The organism is Pseudomonas leptonychotis, from assembly GCF_004920405.1.
GTDB lineage: Bacteria > Pseudomonadota > Gammaproteobacteria > Pseudomonadales > Pseudomonadaceae > Aquipseudomonas > Aquipseudomonas leptonychotis.
In genome coordinates this window covers 31,016-47,401 of record NZ_RFLV01000005.1, presented here as the reverse complement: position 1 = coordinate 47,401, position 16,386 = coordinate 31,016, and the positions used below count along the sequence as shown (strand labels likewise).

The 16,386-nt window shown below is 59.3% G+C and carries 15 protein-coding genes and 1 pseudogene; 7 read left to right on the top strand and 9 right to left on the bottom strand.

Annotation, left to right across the window (positions count from 1 at the left end; all coding sequences use genetic code 11):
- Positions 1–143: 143 nt before the first annotated feature.
- From D8779_RS18345 to D8779_RS18335, 3 genes are read left to right on the top strand one after another with little or no spacing between them, the layout of a single operon-like run.
- Positions 144–1,562 (top strand): circularly permuted type 2 ATP-grasp protein, encoded by a 1,419-nt coding sequence (locus D8779_RS18345; RefSeq protein ID WP_136665913.1) that lies wholly within the window; start codon positions 144–146, stop codon positions 1,560–1,562.
- Complete coding sequence (locus tag D8779_RS18340) at positions 1,556–2,506, top strand: alpha-E domain-containing protein (RefSeq protein ID WP_136665912.1); 951 nt, start codon at positions 1,556–1,558, stop codon at positions 2,504–2,506. The genes D8779_RS18345 and D8779_RS18340 overlap by 7 nt, the downstream gene beginning before the upstream one ends.
- Positions 2,503–3,300, top strand: coding sequence for a transglutaminase family protein (locus D8779_RS18335; protein WP_136665911.1), 798 nt, complete (start codon positions 2,503–2,505; stop codon positions 3,298–3,300). The genes D8779_RS18340 and D8779_RS18335 overlap by 4 nt, the downstream gene beginning before the upstream one ends.
- 909 nt (positions 3,301–4,209) lie before the next feature.
- Here the strand turns inward: D8779_RS18335 and D8779_RS18325 are convergent.
- The gene (locus tag D8779_RS18325) at positions 4,210–5,019 is read right to left on the bottom strand and encodes a c-type cytochrome (protein WP_136665909.1); all 810 of its coding nucleotides are present in this window, start codon (positions 5,017–5,019) and stop codon (positions 4,210–4,212) included.
- Positions 5,016–5,375, bottom strand: coding sequence for a rhodanese-like domain-containing protein (locus D8779_RS18320; RefSeq protein WP_136665908.1), 360 nt, complete (start codon positions 5,373–5,375; stop codon positions 5,016–5,018). Before D8779_RS18320 ends, D8779_RS18325 begins: the two co-directional genes overlap by 4 nt.
- Positions 5,376–6,048: 673 nt before the next feature.
- On the opposite strand from D8779_RS18320, the gene D8779_RS18315 reads away from it, so the two are divergent.
- The 3 genes from D8779_RS18315 to D8779_RS18305 all read left to right on the top strand — a co-directional run bounded on the left by D8779_RS18315 (position 6,049) and on the right by D8779_RS18305 (position 10,076).
- The gene (locus D8779_RS18315) at positions 6,049–7,254 is read left to right on the top strand and encodes an acetyl-CoA C-acetyltransferase (RefSeq protein ID WP_136665907.1); all 1,206 of its coding nucleotides are present in this window, start codon (positions 6,049–6,051) and stop codon (positions 7,252–7,254) included.
- 103 nt (positions 7,255–7,357) lie between these two features.
- Positions 7,358–9,502: a 3-hydroxyacyl-CoA dehydrogenase NAD-binding domain-containing protein gene (locus D8779_RS18310; protein WP_136665906.1), complete on the top strand. Its 2,145-nt coding sequence runs from the start codon at positions 7,358–7,360 to the stop codon at positions 9,500–9,502.
- Between the two features lie 172 nt (positions 9,503–9,674).
- Positions 9,675–10,076: a lysozyme inhibitor LprI family protein gene (locus D8779_RS18305; protein ID WP_136665905.1), complete on the top strand. Its 402-nt coding sequence runs from the start codon at positions 9,675–9,677 to the stop codon at positions 10,074–10,076.
- A gap of 12 nt (positions 10,077–10,088) precedes the next feature.
- Here the strand turns inward: D8779_RS18305 and ptrC are convergent, their stop codons facing one another.
- Positions 10,089–10,286 (bottom strand): type III secretion system co-regulatory protein PtrC, encoded by a 198-nt coding sequence (gene ptrC / locus D8779_RS18300; RefSeq protein WP_136665904.1) that lies wholly within the window; start codon positions 10,284–10,286, stop codon positions 10,089–10,091.
- A gap of 27 nt (positions 10,287–10,313) precedes the next feature.
- Complete coding sequence (locus tag D8779_RS20950; RefSeq protein WP_276605893.1) at positions 10,314–10,448, bottom strand: hypothetical protein; 135 nt, start codon at positions 10,446–10,448, stop codon at positions 10,314–10,316.
- Positions 10,449–10,677: 229 nt separating this feature from the next.
- Here D8779_RS20950 and D8779_RS18295 point away from each other — a divergent pair, with 229 nt between their 5' ends.
- Positions 10,678–11,406 carry an amidotransferase gene (locus D8779_RS18295; RefSeq protein ID WP_136665903.1) on the top strand — a complete coding sequence of 243 codons (729 nt, stop codon included), beginning with the start codon at positions 10,678–10,680 and terminating at the stop codon, positions 11,404–11,406.
- A 116-nt stretch (positions 11,407–11,522) separates the two neighbouring features.
- On the opposite strand, the gene D8779_RS18290 is transcribed toward D8779_RS18295, so the two are convergent.
- From D8779_RS18290 to D8779_RS21175, 5 genes and pseudogenes are all read right to left on the bottom strand, one after another.
- Positions 11,523–12,494 carry a magnesium and cobalt transport protein CorA gene (locus tag D8779_RS18290; RefSeq protein ID WP_136665902.1) on the bottom strand — a complete coding sequence of 324 codons (972 nt, stop codon included), beginning with the start codon at positions 12,492–12,494 and terminating at the stop codon, positions 11,523–11,525.
- Positions 12,495–12,682: 188 nt separating this feature from the next.
- A complete protein-coding gene (locus D8779_RS18285; protein WP_136665901.1) occupies positions 12,683–13,408 on the bottom strand; it encodes a 1-acylglycerol-3-phosphate O-acyltransferase in 726 nt (241 codons plus the stop codon).
- A 70-nt stretch (positions 13,409–13,478) separates the two neighbouring features.
- Positions 13,479–14,339, bottom strand: a complete 861-nt coding sequence (locus D8779_RS18280) for a substrate-binding periplasmic protein (RefSeq protein WP_136665900.1) — start codon at positions 14,337–14,339, stop codon at positions 13,479–13,481.
- Positions 14,340–14,401: 62 nt separating this feature from the next.
- Positions 14,402–15,229: a methyl-accepting chemotaxis protein gene (locus D8779_RS21180; protein WP_405121142.1), complete on the bottom strand. Its 828-nt coding sequence runs from the start codon at positions 15,227–15,229 to the stop codon at positions 14,402–14,404.
- 30 nt (positions 15,230–15,259) lie between these two features.
- Positions 15,260–16,285, bottom strand: a pseudogene (locus tag D8779_RS21175) (HAMP domain-containing protein); the annotation flags it as partial.
- Positions 16,286–16,386: the final 101 nt, after the last annotated feature.

Here is a 16,386-nt window from a genome sequence, read left to right as displayed (position 1 = left end):
CCGTGACCTGTCGTTCAGCAAGGCGCCCAGGCTTGGTGCGTGTTGCCTGGGTCTAATATCTAACTCATTGAAATATAAGCGTTGTCGTCGATGGCGCGGGCTTTGCAAAGCTGTCTCCATGTCCGGGTGACAAGGAGTACGGCATGGCCCGCACCTTTTACGACGAAATGTACGAAGCGAGTGGCGCTGTCCGCCCGCACTATCAAGCCTTTGCCCGTTGGTTAGCGGATACGCCGGAGGAACTGCTGGCGCAGCGCCGCCGCGAGGCTGACCTGTTGTTCCACCGCGCCGGTATCACCTTCACCCTGTATGGCGATGACCAGGGCACTGAGCGGCTGATTCCCTTCGACATCATCCCGCGCAGCATTCCTGCCAGTGAATGGCGCATCGTCGAGCGTGGTTGCACTCAGCGCGTGCAGGCGCTGAACATGTTCCTCGCCGACCTCTATCACGACCAACGCATCATCAAGGCCGGCATCGTGCCTGCCGAGCAGGTGCTGGCCAACGAGGGCTACCAGATCGCCATGCAGGGCCTCAACCTGCATCGCGACCTCTACGCCCATATCGCCGGCATTGATCTGGTGCGCGATGGCGACGGCAGCTACTACGTGCTGGAAGACAACCTGCGCACACCCAGCGGCGTCAGCTACATGCTCGAAGACCGCAAGATGATGATGCGTCTGTTCCCCGAACTGTTCGCCGCCCAGCGTGTGGCGCCGATCGATCATTACCCGAACCTGCTGCTCGACACCCTTAAAGCCTCCAGCCCGCTGGATAATCCCAACGTCGTGGTGCTGACCCCGGGGCGCTTCAACAGCGCTTATTTCGAGCATGCCTTCCTCTCCCGTGAAATGGGCGTGGAGTTGGTTGAGGGTGCCGACCTGTTCGTGCGCGACGACAAGCTGTTTATGCGCACCACCTCGGGCGCCAAGCAGGTGGATGTGATTTACCGTCGCCTCGACGATGCCTTCCTCGACCCATTGGCCTTCAATCCGGACTCCATGCTTGGCGTGCCCGGTCTGCTGGCCTGCTACCGCAGCGGCAATGTGGTGTTGGCCAATGCCATCGGCACTGGGGTGGCGGACGACAAATCCATCTACCCCTATGTCGATGACATGATTCGCTTCTACCTGAGCGAAGAGCCGATTCTGAAAAATGTGCCGACCTACCAGTGCCGCAAACCGGCTGAGCTGTCGCATGTTTTGGCCAACCTGGAACAGCTGGTGGTCAAGGAAACCCAAGGCTCCGGCGGCTACGGCATGCTGGTCGGCCCTGCTGCGAGCAAGGCTGAAATCGCAGACTTCCGCGCCCGGCTAATTGCCCGCCCCGAAGCCTATATCGCCCAACCGACCCTGTGCCTGTCGACGTGCCCGACCTTTGTCGAGCGCGGTATCGCGCCGCGGCATATCGATCTGCGGCCGTTCGTTCTGTCCGGCAAAGAAACCCGCATCGTCCCCGGCGGCCTGACGCGCGTTGCGCTTCGCGATGGCTCGTTGGTGGTCAACTCGTCCCAGGGTGGCGGCACCAAAGACACCTGGGTGGTGGAGGATTCATCATGTTGAGTCGTACTGCCTCTGATCTGTACTGGATGTCGCGCTATCTGGAGCGCGCGGAAAACCTCGCCCGCATGCTTGAGGTCAGTTACTCGCTGTCGCTGATGCCGCAGGACGGCCGTGGCGATGGCCTGGAAGAACTGGCACTGCCGCTGCTGATTACCGGCACCCTGGATGACTACCTAGAGCGCCACGGCCCGATGCACGCCGAGCGCATGCTGAACTTCTTTGCGTTGGATGCGAGCAACCCAGGCAGCATCTATTGCTGCCTGCAGGCCGCGCGCAGCAACGCACATGCGGTGCGCGGGCGCATTACCGCCGACATGTGGGAAAACATCAACGCCACCTGGCTGGAGATTCGCGGCATCGCCGAGCAAGGCATCGGTCGTTACGGCATCAGCCGCTTCTGCGAGTGGGTCAAGGAGCGCTCGCACCTGTTCCGTGGCGCCACCTTCGGCACCATCATGCGCGGCGACCCGTACCGCTTTATCCGCCTGGGCACCTTTATCGAGCGCGCCGACAACACTCTGCGTCTGCTCGATGCGCGCTATGAAATGCTCGGCGAAGACATCGACGAAATCGACGGTCGCCCGGCCCGCAGCTACTACCAGTGGACCGCGCTGCTGCGTGCGTTGTCCTCGTTCGAGGCGTTTGCCGAGATTTACCGTGGCTCGCCTGGTACGCGCAAAGTTTCTGAGCTGCTGCTGCTACGCGCCGATGTGCCGCGCTCGCTGCGCGCCTGCATGGACGAACTCAACCTGATGCTCGCCAGCCTGCCCGGCGACAACGGCCGCCCGGCCCAACGCCTGGCCGCCGAACTGGAAGCGCGGCTGCGCTACACCAGCATCGAAGAAGTACTCGACGAGGGCCTGCACGCCTGGCTCACCGATTTCATCCTGCTGGTTCGCCAGTTAGGCCAAGCCATCCAAAGCTCCTACCTGGAGGTCGCATGAGACTGTCCATCAGCCACGACACCACCTATCGCTATGAAGATCAGGTGCGTAACAGCATTCAGTACCTGCGCATGACCCCGCACGACAGCGAACGTCAGCAGGTACTCAGTTGGCAGCTGACCTTGCCGCGTCCGGTGCGCGCGCAGCTCGATCCCTACGGCAATATCCTGCATGTGTTGACCCTGGATGAGCCGCACGAATCCATCGTCATCGGCGCCCGTGGCCAGGTGGAGATCGACGAAGCGCGCGAGGCCGAACACGAAAGCCAGTCGGCGCTGCCGTTTCTGCGCTTTACCCGCCTGACCGAGGCTGATGAAGCCCTGCGCGAGTTCGCCAAGCTGCAAAGCCATAGCCGGCCGGATCGCAGCGGCTTGATCGACTTGATGCATGCACTCAATGCGCATATCAGCTACCAGCCGGGCACCACCGCCGTAGAAACCAGCGCGGCTGAAGCCTTCGCCGGCGGTAAAGGTGTCTGCCAGGATCACGCTCACGCCTTTCTGGCTTGTGCGCGCAGCCTGGGCATCCCGTCGCGTTATGTCTCGGGTTATCTGTTTACCGATAGCGAAGACCACCTGGCCAGCCACGCCTGGGCCGAAGCCTGGCTGGACGACGCCTGGTACAGCTTTGATGTGACCAACTGTTTGGCCAAACCGGAGCGGCATTTGAAGTTGGCCGTGGGCCTGGACTATCTGGATGCCTGCCCGGTAAGAGGTATGCGCCGGGGTGGTGGGGTTGAGCAGATGCATGCTCAGGTTGAGGTTGCACCGTTGGTGCGGGTGCAACAGCAGTAGGGGCGCTGCGCTGGCTTTGTACGGTGGGTTAGTCCGTAGGAGAGGCTTTAGCCGCGAGCTTTTGATGCTTTCTGTTCAGGTTCTGCGACAAGTTCATTAGCGTGGTGATTTCTGATTTTGGTTTCGCCCCTTACGGGCGAGTCACTTTGATTCGCTTCGCTCACCCCTTCGGGGCCGTGCTAAAGCACGTTCAGCCTTCGGCTGTGTCAGTCGCCGAAAAGTAACCAAAAGGTCTAGCCCCGACATCCGGCCCTGCCTGCGGCAGGGTTCGTTCACGCCATCGTTGCTCCTGGGGCCCGCCGCGAAGGGCCATCCATGGCCCATCGCGGCTCTCGCATCCATGTCGCTCAACCCCTTGACTCGCTTTGCTCGCCCTGCGGGCCAGCCTGCGGCTGTTACTCCGCTGCGCTTCGTTTCACAACGATTCTGTTCACCCTCCTGAAGGGGCGTTTGGCGTCGTCTGCACGTTTTGTGGGAATTAACTACAAGCCAAAGCCAAGGGCTTTAGGCATTTTGGTTTCTAAACACACATTTCAGATGCGCGTGCAAAATCCCGTCAGGAGGCTGAGCGTAGGTGTTGCGTAGGGGGACGAGCCGCATGGATGCGGCGAGAGGCTTAAAGGGCCAGGGACGGCCCTTGTAAGCCGGCCCCGGAGCAACACCGGAGCGAGGGGAACGAAGCGAAGCGCAGTAACAGTCGCAGGCTGGCCCGAAGGGTGAACGAAGCGAATCAGTGGAGCGTAGCGAAACCCGGATGCAGAGGCGCATTCTCTTTGGTTACTTTCTCTTGTGCGAAGCAAGAGAAAGTGACTCGCCGTAAAGGCGAAAAGCGTCGGTCTAGTCGACCAAGATCTTTTGTAAAACGGTGCTAGGGAGTAAGTAAAGTGTTCACTACTCTTCGTAAAGCCCTCAAGGCTGCATCTTCCGCCCCGTCATATGCCCCAAATACTCAACCAACTCCCCCAGTTCCTTGTCACTCAATACCTCAACCGCAAACCCCGGCATCTTGCCCTGCGGCCAGCGCCGCAAGCTCTGTGGGTCGCGGATATAGCGGGTGAGAAAGTCGCCACTGAAATACTCGGTTGGGTTGTGCGGAATATTCAGGTCGGGGCCCAATTGCGAGTCGCCGGCACCGTTCAAGCGGTGACAGGCCATGCAGTTCTTCTGGTACTGGGCAAAGCCGGCTTGCACCGCCGGGCTGGCGTCGGCGGCTGGGAGTAGTTGCGGAAAGCGCTGTTCTACGGGAGCTAGTTTGCGGATGGCGGTGAGCTGAAATGGCCACTGTTCCGGGCCGATCTGGCTAGCGGCTGGGTTTTGCCAGACCAGGTAGAACGGCCCGGCGCTGGGTTTGCTTTTGCCTAAAACTGGCCAGGGTTGTGCCGGATCTTCGATGGCCAGCCAGGCTTGGCTGCCGGTTTGGCTCAGTATGGGGGCGGCGGAGAGTTCAGCGGCAAAGCCGTCGCTAGCCACCAGTTGCAGGTGATCACCTGGCTGCACGCCGTCCAGCAGCGCGGCCAACGGCACGGCGCGATAGTGCATGCTGCGTTTGTAACTGACGTCGTCACTGATCTTGACGCGTTGCGCCTGCGGATGGGCGAGCAGTTGGGTGCTGCTCAGACGCTGGCTGCCGTTACCCAGTTCCAGCGTCAGTTCGGCTGCATGCAGGTGGGTGAAGGGCAGTAAGGTCAGCAAGCCTATCCATAGCGCGCGTTGGTTCAATCCTGCGACTCCAGGGCGAGTTTCAGTTCGTCGTAGCCGCCGGCGTTGATCAGATTTTTGTAGCCCATGGCGCGCAGGCTTTCTTCGGCGATGCTAGAGCGGCGGCCGCTGCGGCAGTAAAGAACGATGGGTGTGTCTTTGTCCGGGGCCAAGGCGCTGATCTGACTGGCAATCTGTTCGTGGCCAATACGTTCGGCGTTTGGCAAGGCACCGGCTTCGAATTCTTCCTGCGTACGCACATCTATAAGCAGCGTATCGGTGGATTGTAAGGCGGTGACCGCAGCGTTGAGTTCGGCTTCGCCTGCCATCAGCGGCAGGCTGATGAGGAAACCGAGAGTGGCAATTAAACGGCGCATAACGAACTCCTAGGGTTGATTGAAATCACCCTAGCACAGGCGCTGCTTTGCACGCGTTTGTCGAGGCTGTGCTGCCGCTGCCGGCTCACTCCACGGTGGCGGGCAGGGCAGGAAATCAGGGCTTAGCTGACCAAGCGGGTCAGGTTGGGAAGAATCAGAATGACTGTGGTAGCAAACACGATCATGCCTGCCTGACGCATTTTCACTGGATTGAACATGGCGGTTGGCCTTGTTGTTTTTTGCGGGTGGTCGTCGCTGTCCTGCGCAATGTGCGGATGCGACGCCACGCCTCGTATTGATCATTCAAACCGTCCCGGCAAAACCCGGCGACGACGCCTACAGCAACCGACCTGCACGCTATTTGCCGGTGGCTTGATTCAACTGTAGGAGCGCGCAGCGGCGAGCTATAGACGCCTTGATTACTAAGGTGCGCGGGTTAGTTGCCAGCGGTTATGACGCAGGCCTTGTTATAGGCACGCGGGCCTTGAGCTAGACGCGCTTATTGCCCTTCGCTCAGTGATTGACCGTTTGTCTGAGCTGAGCGGTCAATAGGCCTGAGCATTTCGGTCATTGAGCCTGCCTGTGCGCGGCGTATGGTGACTGCATTCAACAAAAACAGGCGTGGGCTCGACCTGCGCTGCTAGCCACCCTCCATTGGAGGTCTGAGGACGCCATGACCGAAGCATTTATTTTCGACGCGGTGCGCACGCCCCGCGGTAAGGGCAAGAAAGACGGCGCGCTGTACAGCGTCAAGCCCGTCGACCTTGTTGCCGGCCTACTCAAGGCGTTGCAAACGCGCAATAACCTCGATACCAGCCAGGTCGATGACATTGTGCTGGGCTGCGTGACGCCGGTGGGCGATCAAGGTGCAGACATTGCCAAGACGGCCGCCATGGTTGCCGATTGGGATGTCAGCGTGTCGGGCGTGCAGCTCAACCGCTTCTGCGCCTCGGGCCTGGAAGCAGTGAACCTCGGCGCGATGAAGGTGCGTTCCGGTTTTGAAGATTTGGTGGTGGTGGGTGGCGTCGAGTCGATGTCGCGCATTCCCATGGGCTCCGATGGCGGCGCCTGGGTGATGGACCCGGCCACCAATATGCACACTCATTTCACCCCACAGGGTATCGGCGCCGATTTGATCGCCACCCTCGAAGGCTTTAGCCGTACTGACGTCGACAGTTTTGCCCTGCGCTCGCAGCAGAAAGCCGCTCGCGCCAGCAAGGACGCCTCCTTCAGCAAGTCGCTGATTCCGGTAGCCGACCAGAACGGCATCGTATTGCTCGATCACGACGAATTTATCCGTGGAGAATCCACCCTCGAAGGCCTGGGCAAGCTCAAGCCAAGTTTCGAGATGATGGGTCAGATGGGCTTCGACAGCACGGCGCTGCGGGTTTACAGCCACGTCGAACAAATCAATCACGTGCACACGCCGGGTAACAGTTCAGGCATCGTCGATGGCTCGGCCTTAATGTTGATTGGCTCCGAAGCCAAGGGCCGCGAACTGGGCCTCAAGCCACGTGCGCGCATTGTTGCCACCGCTGTGACCAGCACCGACCCGACCATCATGCTCACCGGCCCCGCGCCGGCTACGCGTAAGGCCCTGGCTAAAGCCGGGCTGAATATCGCGGACATCGACCTGTTCGAAGTCAACGAAGCCTTCGCCTCGGTGGTGATGAAGTTTATGAAGGAAATGGGCGTCAGCGAAGACAAGGTCAACGTTAACGGCGGCTCTATCGCCATGGGCCACCCGCTGGGTGCGACCGGTTGCGCCATCCTCGGCACCCTGCTCGACGAGCTGGAGAAGCGCCAGTTGCGCTATGGCCTGGCCACTCTGTGCGTGGGCGGCGGTATGGGTATTGCCACCATCATCGAACGAATCTGAACCGTAGGATGGGTGGAGCGAAGCGATACCCATCGCCCCGTTTGATGGGTATCGCGGGGCTCAACCCATCCTACGTCCCCCACTTTGGGATGAGAGCAAGAATATGACTGACGCCATCCGTTACGAAAAAGGCCAGGACAATATCGTCGTGCTGACCATGGACATGCCCGGCCAGAGCGCCAACACCATGAACGCGGTGTACCGCGAAGCCATGGGCAAGATTGTCGAGCGCCTGGAAGCTGAAAAAGACTCTATTGCTGGGGTGATTGTGACCTCGGCGAAAAAGACCTTCTTCGCCGGCGGCGACCTGGGTGAGCTGATCAAAGTCACCAAGGCTGACGCGCAAACTTTTTACAACATGATCCTCAACATCAAAGGCCAACTGCGCCGCCTGGAAACCTTGGGTAAACCGGTGGTGGCTGCCATCAATGGCGCGGCGCTCGGTGGTGGCTGGGAAATCTGCCTGGCTTGTCATCACCGTATCGCGCTAGACAGCTCCAGCGTGCAGCTGGGCCTGCCGGAAGTGACCCTCGGTCTGCTGCCGGGCGGCGGCGGTGTGGTGCGCATGGTGCGCCTGCTCGGTCTGGAAAAGGCTCTGCCGTACTTGGCTGAAGGCAAGAAGGTTCGCCCGGATGCCGCGCTTAAAGCCGGTTTGATTCATGAGCTGGCATCCGACAAAGATGACTTGCTGGCCAAGGCCCGCGCCTGGATTGCCGCCAACCCGGCGCCGAAGCAGCCGTGGGATGTCACGGGTTATAAGATCCCGGGTGGCACGCCGTCGAGCCCGAATGTGGCGCAGATGCTGGCCATCGCCCCAAGCGTGCTGCGTGACAAAACTAAAGGCTGCTTCCCGGCGCCGGAGAAGATCATGTGCGCCGCCGTTGAGGGTGCCCAGGTTGACTTCGATACCGCACAAATCATCGAAGCGCGCTACTTCACCGAGCTGACCACCGGCCAGGTGGCGAAGAACATGATTGGTACCTTCTGGTTCCAGCTCAACGAGATCAACGCCGGAGGCTCACGCCCGCAAGGCTTCGAACCCTACGTGACCAAAAAGGTTGGCGTACTCGGGGCCGGCATGATGGGTGCCGGTATTGCCTACGTGTCGGCGGTTGCTGGGATCGATGTCGTGCTCAAAGACATCTCCATTGACGCGGCCGAGAAGGGTAAAGACTACTCGGCCAAGCTGTTGGCGAAGAAGGTGAGCCGTGGCCAGATGAGTGCCGAAAAACGCGATGGCATCCTGGCGCGGATCAAGCCCAGTGCTCGCGAATCTGACTTCGAAGGCTGTGACCTGATCATTGAGGCGGTATTTGAAGACCGCGACCTCAAGGCCAAGGTTACTGCCGCTGCCGAGCGTGCGGCGCTGTCTGATGCGGTGATCGCGTCCAATACCTCAACTTTGCCGATCACGGGCTTGGCTGCAGCTGTACAGAACCAAGATAAATTTATCGGCCTGCATTTCTTCAGTCCGGTGGACAAGATGCCGCTGGTGGAAATCATCAAGGGCGAACAGACCAGCGATGAAACCCTGGCGCGCGGCTTCGACTACGTCATGCAGATCAAGAAAACCCCGATCGTGGTCAACGACAGTCGCGGCTTCTTCACCTCGCGGGTATTCGGCACCTTCACCAATGAAGGCTTGGCCATGCTTGGCGAAGGCGTATCGGCGGCGATGATCGAGACCGAAGCGCGCAAGGCCGGCATGCCGGTTGGCCCGTTGGCGATCAGCGACGAAGTGTCGATGAGCCTGATGAATCATATTCGCCAGCAAACCATTAAGGATCTGGCGGACGAAGGTAAGCAGATCCCTGAGCATCCGGCTTACGCCGTCATCGACATGATGCTTAACGAGTACAAGCGTCCCGGTAAGGCGGCCGGCGCTGGCTTCTATGATTATCCGGAGGGTGGTAAGAAGCACTTGTGGCCAGAGCTGAAGACGCGCTTCGAGAAGTGCGACGCGCAAATTTCGCAGCTCGACGTGCGCGATCGCATCCTGTTTATCCAGGCCATCGAGACCGTGCGCTGTGTGGAAGAGGGCGTGTTGACATCGGTTGCTGACGCCAATATCGGCTCGATCTTCGGCATAGGCTTTGCTGCCTGGACCGGTGGTGCGTTGCAGTTCATCAACCAGTACGGTGTGCAAGACTTTGTCGCCCGCGCCCAGTACCTGGCCGAGCAGTACGGCGAGCGCTTCCTGCCGCCGGCGTTGTTGCTGGACAAGGCCGCGAAAAATCAGAGCTTCTAACGCCGTCGCGTTAAAGTGGATGCACTGAAAACCGGCTCCCTGTGAGCCGGTTTTTTATGGCCTACCATCCATGGCGGCCACGCAACGCGAGCCATGGTGCCGAGCATTGTTTATTGAGTGGGGCCGCTAGACTGCTGCAACGGCCGCGCGGGTGTGGCGCAAAAGGGGTGTTATGAACGTTGGAATCAATACTGCGCTGGCAATCAGCCTGGGGTTACTGGCCGTACCGGTATGGGCGGATGATTGCGCCAATGCCATGGATCAGTTCACCCTCAACCAGTGCGCGGCGGCGGAGTACGCGACTCAGGACAAACGCCTGAATCAGCTGTACGGCGATTATCGCAAGCGTTTGGATGATGGACAAAAGCAGCAGCTCAAGGACGTGCAGCTGGCCTGGATCAAGTTCCGTGACCTGGCCTGTGCATTTGAGTCGGCGTCAGTGGAGGGCGGTTCAGCCTATCCGATGATGATGAACGGCTGTTTGAGCGCAAAAACCTCGTCGCGGGCCGATGAACTGGAACAGTTGAGCGCCTGTGAAGAGGGCGACCTGAGCTGTCCGGCGCCCGCTCCGTAATACGCTGCTTACTCAGCACGCCTGACGGCCGCACACCAGTTGCTGAATGGCCTGGCGCTCGCTCAGCTGGGTAGGCATGCGCAGGGTGGTCAGGGTGCCGTCGCTTAACTGGATGGCCAGCTCGGACTCGAAGTGGATGCCACTGCCGTCGACAGTGGCGTAGGTCACGCCATAGACGTTCTGGTTACTCAGCGATTGGGCGATGCTCATGGCGTTCTCCTGGTTATGGTGGCGCAGTTATTTACCGGTGTTCTGATCAGCCTTGAGTTGTGCAGCCTGTAATTTTTCGGTCTGGCGTTGGCTGCGCGCGCTGTGATTGCTGTTGAATGCCGATGCGGCAAGCAGGCTGGCGATGGCGGAAAAACTGGTCATGGTGATGCCCTCTGGTTGGTTGGGCGCAGTGCCCGATGGCTAGATCATCGGCGCGTGCACGTAATGGCAGAAGTGAATGGTGCTTATGGTGACTATCGAGCCGGCTGATAGCAGGGAAACTGCGGTGCAGCTGGTCAGGTTGTGCCTTGAACTATTGCCATGTGCCCTGTCAGCAGGCACGCTTGCGCGCTGATTAGCTAACCCTCCTGCGCCCTAGGTAACCGCCCATATGCCGCTGCAAATCTGCATCCTGGAAACCGATGTTCTTCGCCCTGAATTGGTCGACCAATACGACAGTTATGGCCGCATGTTCGAGCAGTTGTTTGCTCGCCAGCCGATTGCTGCCCAATTCAAGGTGTACAACGTGATGGAGGGGCGTTATCCGCCGGACAGCGAGCGCTACGATGCCTATCTGGTGACGGGCAGCAAAGCCGACTCCTTCGGCAGTGACGCCTGGATTCAGACACTGAAAACCTACCTGCTGGAGCGCTACAACCGTGGCGACAAACTGCTCGGTGTGTGTTTCGGTCATCAACTGCTCGCGTTGTTACTGGGCGGCAAGGCCGAGCGCGCGGTGCAGGGCTGGGGCGTGGGTATTCATCAGTACCGCTTGGGCAACAAGCCGACCTGGATGAGCCCTGATCTGGAAGACCTGACCCTGCTGATCAGCCATCAGGACCAAGTCACCCAGCTGCCGGACAATGCCACCTTATTAGCCAGCAGCGAGTTCTGCCCGATTGCCTCTTACTGCATCGGCGACCAGGTGTTGTGCTTCCAGGGCCATCCCGAGTTTGTGCACGATTATTCGCGTGCCCTGCTCGATTTGCGCCAGCAGCATATCGGCGAACCGGCCTACACCAAAGGCGTCGACAGCCTGCAGCACGACCACCAGGGGCACACCGTGGCCGAGTGGATGATGCGCTTTGTTGCTCAGGGCCGTGCCGGCCTGGCTGAATGACACGCGGTTGTATGAAAAAGCCCGGTCACTGACCGGGCTTTTTTATGGCGTGCCATCCATGGCAGCCACCCTGCGGGCCGCCGCTACGCGACGTTAAAAATCGCTCCAGACGATTTTTATAGCCAGCCATAGTGCTTGAAGCTGGCATAGAGCCCGATGCATCCGGTGGTAATAACCCCGAGTACGGCGAAATAGCCGTACTGCCAGGTGAGCTCGGGCATGTTTTGAAAATTCATCCCATAAATCCCAGCCACTGCCGTGGGAAACGCCAGAATTGCTGCCCAGGCGGCGAACTTGCGTTGGGTGATGCTTTGTCGTGAGGACTCCAGCAGCAGGCCGATCTCGAAGGCGTGGTCGGCCATTTCGCGCAGGCCGGTGAGGTCTTCCAGCAAGCGGTTGACGTGAATCGCCACATCGCGGAAGTAGGGGCGCATGTTCTTGTCGATAAACGGAAAGTCGAGGCGTTGCAGTTCTTTGCAGATTTCCGCCAGCGGTCCGATATAGCGGCGCAGCCTGAGCAGATCGCGGCGCAGGCCCTGGATGCGCTCGACATCGGCCTGGCTCAGTGGGTTTTTCAGTACGTGCTGTTCCACCTCCTCAAGCTCAAGGTGGTAGTTGTCCATCAGCGGACGGTAGTTTTCGATCACGAAGCTGAGCAGTGCGTAGAGCACGAAATCCTCGCCGTGCTCAAGCAATAGCGGGCGTGCCTCGCAGCGTTGGCGCACTTGAGAGTAGGGCGCAGACTCACCGTAGCGAGCGCTGATGATGTAGCCACTGCCGGCAAATAACTGGGTTTCGACAAAGGTCAGTTCATCGTCGACCAGAATCGGCGAATAAAGCACCAGAAACAGTGCATCGCCGAAGGTTTCCAGCTTGGGTCGGGTGTGCCGCTGGAGGGCGTCTTCCAGGGCCAGTTCATGCAGATCGAATTGCTGCTGCAGGTTGATCAGCTCTTCGGGGCAGGGCTCATGTAAGCCGATCCAGACAAAATGCTCTGGTTTTTTTGACCACTGCTTGCCTTCATCGAGGCTGATGCTCGCGACTTTCTTGCCGTGGCTGTACACGGCGGCTGCAACAACTCGACCCATGGCGATTCCCTTGGCGGATGGCTGACTTAGGCACGCAGCTTAGCGGCTTGACAGGCCCAATAGTGGCGAAGTTGCCCGCAGCGTGATGCACAGTCACAATCTAGTTGCCGAGCACTGGCTGCGGCGGCAACCGGCGTGCGGCATAAAAAAGCCCGGCGCTGGGCCGGGCTTGGTTAAGCATCTGCGCTTCAGGTGCGCTGCGTTAGCTCGGCGTCCATGGCATCGATGCACTCTTGCATCTGCTTCTGGCAGGTTTCGAGCAGCTTCGGCAGGTCATCCTGAGTCAGGCCGGCAGTAGGGATGGCTGGCAGCGAGCGGATCATGATCTCACCGCTGTTCCAGCGGTTGAGCTGCATGTGATTGACGTAGGTGCTGGCGCACACTGGGATAATCGGCACACCGGCGGCAATCGCCATTTGAAACGCACCTTTTTTGAAAGGCAGCAGCCCTTTACCCAGATTACGGGTGCCTTCGACAAAGACCCAGATGGAGGTGTCTTTGTGCTTAAGCGTTTCGGTGGTGGTGAGCATGGCCTGCTTCGCTCGAATGGCGTTGCCACGATCCAGCAGTACGTTACCCGCCAACCAGAAGAGTTGGCCAAAGAAGGGTACCCACTTCAGGCTCTTTTTGCCGATGGTCACTGTCCGTGGCGGGACCACACGGCCGAGCACATAAAGGTCATAGTTGGATTGGTGGTTGGCAACTATCACGCACGAACGCTGATGGTCGAGTAGCGGCTGTGCATCAATAGTGACGTTCCAGCGCAGCAGCCATTGCGCCGGGATACTGTACAGGCGCGCACAGAGGCGGCTGTTATCGGGGTTGAACGGACGGCAGATGCCAATTAACAGGCCCAAGATGCCGGCGAGGATAAAATGCACGCCCATCGCCAGCATGCGCAGAAGAAAAAGCATTTGGTACGCCCGTCATAGGAAAAAGGCGCGCAGTGTACGGGCGTGCACTGTTTTCGGCAATTGATGCTGATCAGAGGTCGTTACCGCTTGTTGCTCCCTCGCCAGAGCCTTGATCGGTGGCTGGCAGCAGGTCAATCGAACTGTAGCGCTGGGCCAGGCGGATGATGCTACCGTCGTGTTCAAGGGCTAGCAGGGCCTGATCCAGCTGTTGCATAAAGTCCTGTTTGTAGGGGTAGGCCTGTTCATTGATCCGGGTGTAGCCCAGGTGACCGTGTTCGCTGGAGAGCTTTGGCCCTTCAACCAGCCAGTCCAGCCCGCTGCTGGCAAACAGGCCTTCGCTGTGCATCTGTTGCAGCTCCCAGAGGATCGACAGGCGATCATTGATATACACATCGATGCGCTTGCGCCTTAGCTGCAGCAGGTTGGTACGATTGTCTGTGGCGTAGCTCTGTGTGACCTCACCCGCCGCGAGCATGGTCTTGTAGCTCGGCGCGGCGATGATATTGAAGCCTCGGTTGAGGCCGATGCGCAGGCCGACGTAAGCCCTCGGGAAATCTTCAATGGCGCGCTGCTGAGCAAGCTCGGTGCGTACGAAGGCCACCACGCTTTCCTCCAGAATCGGCCGCGAGTAATCCATCCACGGGCGTTCCAGGGGGCGATGGTAGGGCGGGAACAGGGCAAAGGCTGTGCCTTTTTCCAGCGCCGCCAGCCCGCGTGGCCAAGGCACTGGACGGATGCTGACGCGATAGTCCGGCATGCGCGCGAAGGCCGTACGCAGGATGTCGCTGTACAGGCCTTTGGCTTCACCGTTTTCGGCGTAGCTGTAGGGTGGATAACTGGCGTCACACAGCACCGTAACACTGACGGGCGTTTGCGCCTGGGCGATGCCATGCATGACCAGGTACAGCAGCCACGTTACGAGTATGCGCATACCCAATCTCCTTATCGGTTGGCGCTGGCTACACGCGCAGGTGCAGCCCGATAGATGAGCGCTCAGACCTTGAAGCGCCCGAGCAGATGGTCCTGCTGGCCGACCTGTTCGACCATCACAGCGCACTGGCGTACCTGTTCTTCGGCGCCAGCGGCCACCTCATGGCTGATGTCGCGGATATTGGTGGTGTTGCGGTTGATCTCCTCGGTGGTGGCGCTCTGCTGCTCGGCGGCGGTGGCGATTTGCAGATTCATGTCGTTGATCCGAGTGATGGCATCGCTGATGCGCCCGAGCATCTCGTTGGCCGCGCCGGCTTCTTCGGCGGTCTTGCTGGCAGTGTCGCGGCTCTGCTGCATGCGCGATTCGGCCTGCTTCACTCCGGATTGCAGCTGGTCGATCATCTGGCGGATTTCCTGGGTCGACTGCTGGGTGCGTGAGGCCAGCGAGCGCACTTCATCGGCGACCACGGCAAAACCTCGTCCGGACTCACCGGCGCGCGCGGCTTCGATGGCGGCGTTGAGGGCGAGCAGGTTGGTCTGGTCGGCAATGCTGGTGATCACCGAGAGAATCGACTCGATGTTGTGGCTGAGTTTGGCCAATTCGTTGATCGCATGGCCGGTTTCGTTCATTTCTTCGGCCAGGTGCTTGATCGCCTCGGTGGAGCGCGAGACCACGCGCACGCCATTCTCGGTTTCTTGATTGGCTGCCAATGCGGCCTGCGCCGCAGCCTGTGCATTGCGCGCAACTTCTTCGGCGGTGGATGCCATTTCCTGCATGGCAGTGGCGAGCTGATCAAGCTCCTGCAGCTGCTGCTGCAAGCGGTTGGCGGCCTGGTTGGCCTCGCTGGAGGTTAGGGCGGTGCTTTCGCGCACCTGCCTGGAACTGCCCATCACCTCACTGATCAGGCTCTGCAGGCTTTGTAGGAAGCTGTTGAACTCTTTTGAGACCTGCGAGATTTCATCGTTACCCGTGGCAGGTAGCCGGCGAGTGAGGTCGCCTTCGCCACTATTTACTTCCTGCAGAGACGTATTTAGATGATCAAGAGGCTTTAACAGGCTTTTCATCAGCACGCCGAGAACGATCAAGCTGATGACCACGCCCAGGATAGTGCCAATCACTGCTCGCCAACTCAGGGCGTTGGCCTCAGCCATAACCACCCCTTTGTCCAGCACTACGCCGATATACCAGTCCATGCCTTTGAGATTGGGCAGTGGGGTGAAGGACACCAGAAGGTCTTTGTCGTTAGTGCTGATATCTTGCAGCTCTTTATTGAGCGCAGGGCTTTGGCCATCAAACAGTTCGCTATAGCTTTTGCTGTTCAACTCGGTGTTGGGGTGGGAAATGATGTTGCCATTGCGGGTGAGCAAGAAGGCGTAGCCGGCACCATTAAAATCAAGGGTGTTAACTGCATCGGCAACAGTTTCCAGTCGGATATCGCCGCCCAGCACACCGAGAAATTCGCCGGCATTGGTGATTCGCGTGACGGCGGAAATCAGGATTTCTCCTGTGGTTGAGTCCACGTAGGGTTCGGTGAGCACGGCCTGACTACTGGCTTTACTGGTGGCATACCAGGGGCGCTGGCGACCGTCCCACTCTGGCGCAGGCTTCCACTCGTCACTGTTTTTGATCGGTTTGCCATCACTTTGCAGGGCGCCGAACACCAGAATGAACTCGTTTTTCAGCATTGGCGTATTGACGATGCGCTGGGTTTCTTCGGGGCTGTAATTGCTGTCGATGCTTTGCGCCATCAAGTCCATCAGCTTGAGCTTGGCGTTGAGCCAGTTCTCGATCTGCCGCGCCAGCGCGTTACTCGACTCTGCAATGCTTGAGGCCACCTGTTTGTGCAGGGTGCCGCGCACCTGGTTGACCTGCGCCAGTGACAGCAGGCTGGTGGTAAGGAACAGCACGATGGCCGCAGCCAGGCCAACCTTGTGGGCAATCTTCATAACATGCTCCCGACGGCAATTTCGAATAGATCGGTGAGTGCCTCTGCTCCCTGGCCTTACCTGTTAAAAGTAATACAGGTTGGCCAGATTGCTTGCGGGTT

Excerpts from the sequence above, each read along its gene's own strand:
- D8779_RS18345 (WP_136665913.1), top strand. The coding sequence starts at position 144 with ATGGCCCGCACCTTTTACGACGAAATGTACGAAGCGAGTGGCGCTGTC.
- D8779_RS18295 (WP_136665903.1), top strand. The coding sequence starts at position 10,678 with ATGCCGCTGCAAATCTGCATCCTGGAAACCGATGTTCTTCGCCCTGAA.
- D8779_RS18340 (WP_136665912.1), top strand. The coding sequence starts at position 1,556 with ATGTTGAGTCGTACTGCCTCTGATCTGTACTGGATGTCGCGCTATCTG.
- ptrC (WP_136665904.1), bottom strand. The coding sequence starts at position 10,286 with ATGAGCATCGCCCAATCGCTGAGTAACCAGAACGTCTATGGCGTGACC.
- D8779_RS18320 (WP_136665908.1), bottom strand. The coding sequence starts at position 5,375 with ATGCGCCGTTTAATTGCCACTCTCGGTTTCCTCATCAGCCTGCCGCTG.
- D8779_RS18305 (WP_136665905.1), top strand. The coding sequence starts at position 9,675 with ATGAACGTTGGAATCAATACTGCGCTGGCAATCAGCCTGGGGTTACTG.
- D8779_RS18335 (WP_136665911.1), top strand. The coding sequence starts at position 2,503 with ATGAGACTGTCCATCAGCCACGACACCACCTATCGCTATGAAGATCAG.
- D8779_RS18285 (WP_136665901.1), bottom strand. The coding sequence starts at position 13,408 with ATGCTTTTTCTTCTGCGCATGCTGGCGATGGGCGTGCATTTTATCCTC.
- D8779_RS20950 (WP_276605893.1), bottom strand. The coding sequence starts at position 10,448 with ATGACCAGTTTTTCCGCCATCGCCAGCCTGCTTGCCGCATCGGCATTC.
- D8779_RS18280 (WP_136665900.1), bottom strand. The coding sequence starts at position 14,339 with ATGCGCATACTCGTAACGTGGCTGCTGTACCTGGTCATGCATGGCATC.
- D8779_RS18290 (WP_136665902.1), bottom strand. The coding sequence starts at position 12,494 with ATGGGTCGAGTTGTTGCAGCCGCCGTGTACAGCCACGGCAAGAAAGTC.
- D8779_RS18310 (WP_136665906.1), top strand. The coding sequence starts at position 7,358 with ATGACTGACGCCATCCGTTACGAAAAAGGCCAGGACAATATCGTCGTG.
- D8779_RS18315 (WP_136665907.1), top strand. The coding sequence starts at position 6,049 with ATGACCGAAGCATTTATTTTCGACGCGGTGCGCACGCCCCGCGGTAAG.
- D8779_RS21180 (WP_405121142.1), bottom strand. The coding sequence starts at position 15,229 with ATGGGCAGTTCCAGGCAGGTGCGCGAAAGCACCGCCCTAACCTCCAGC.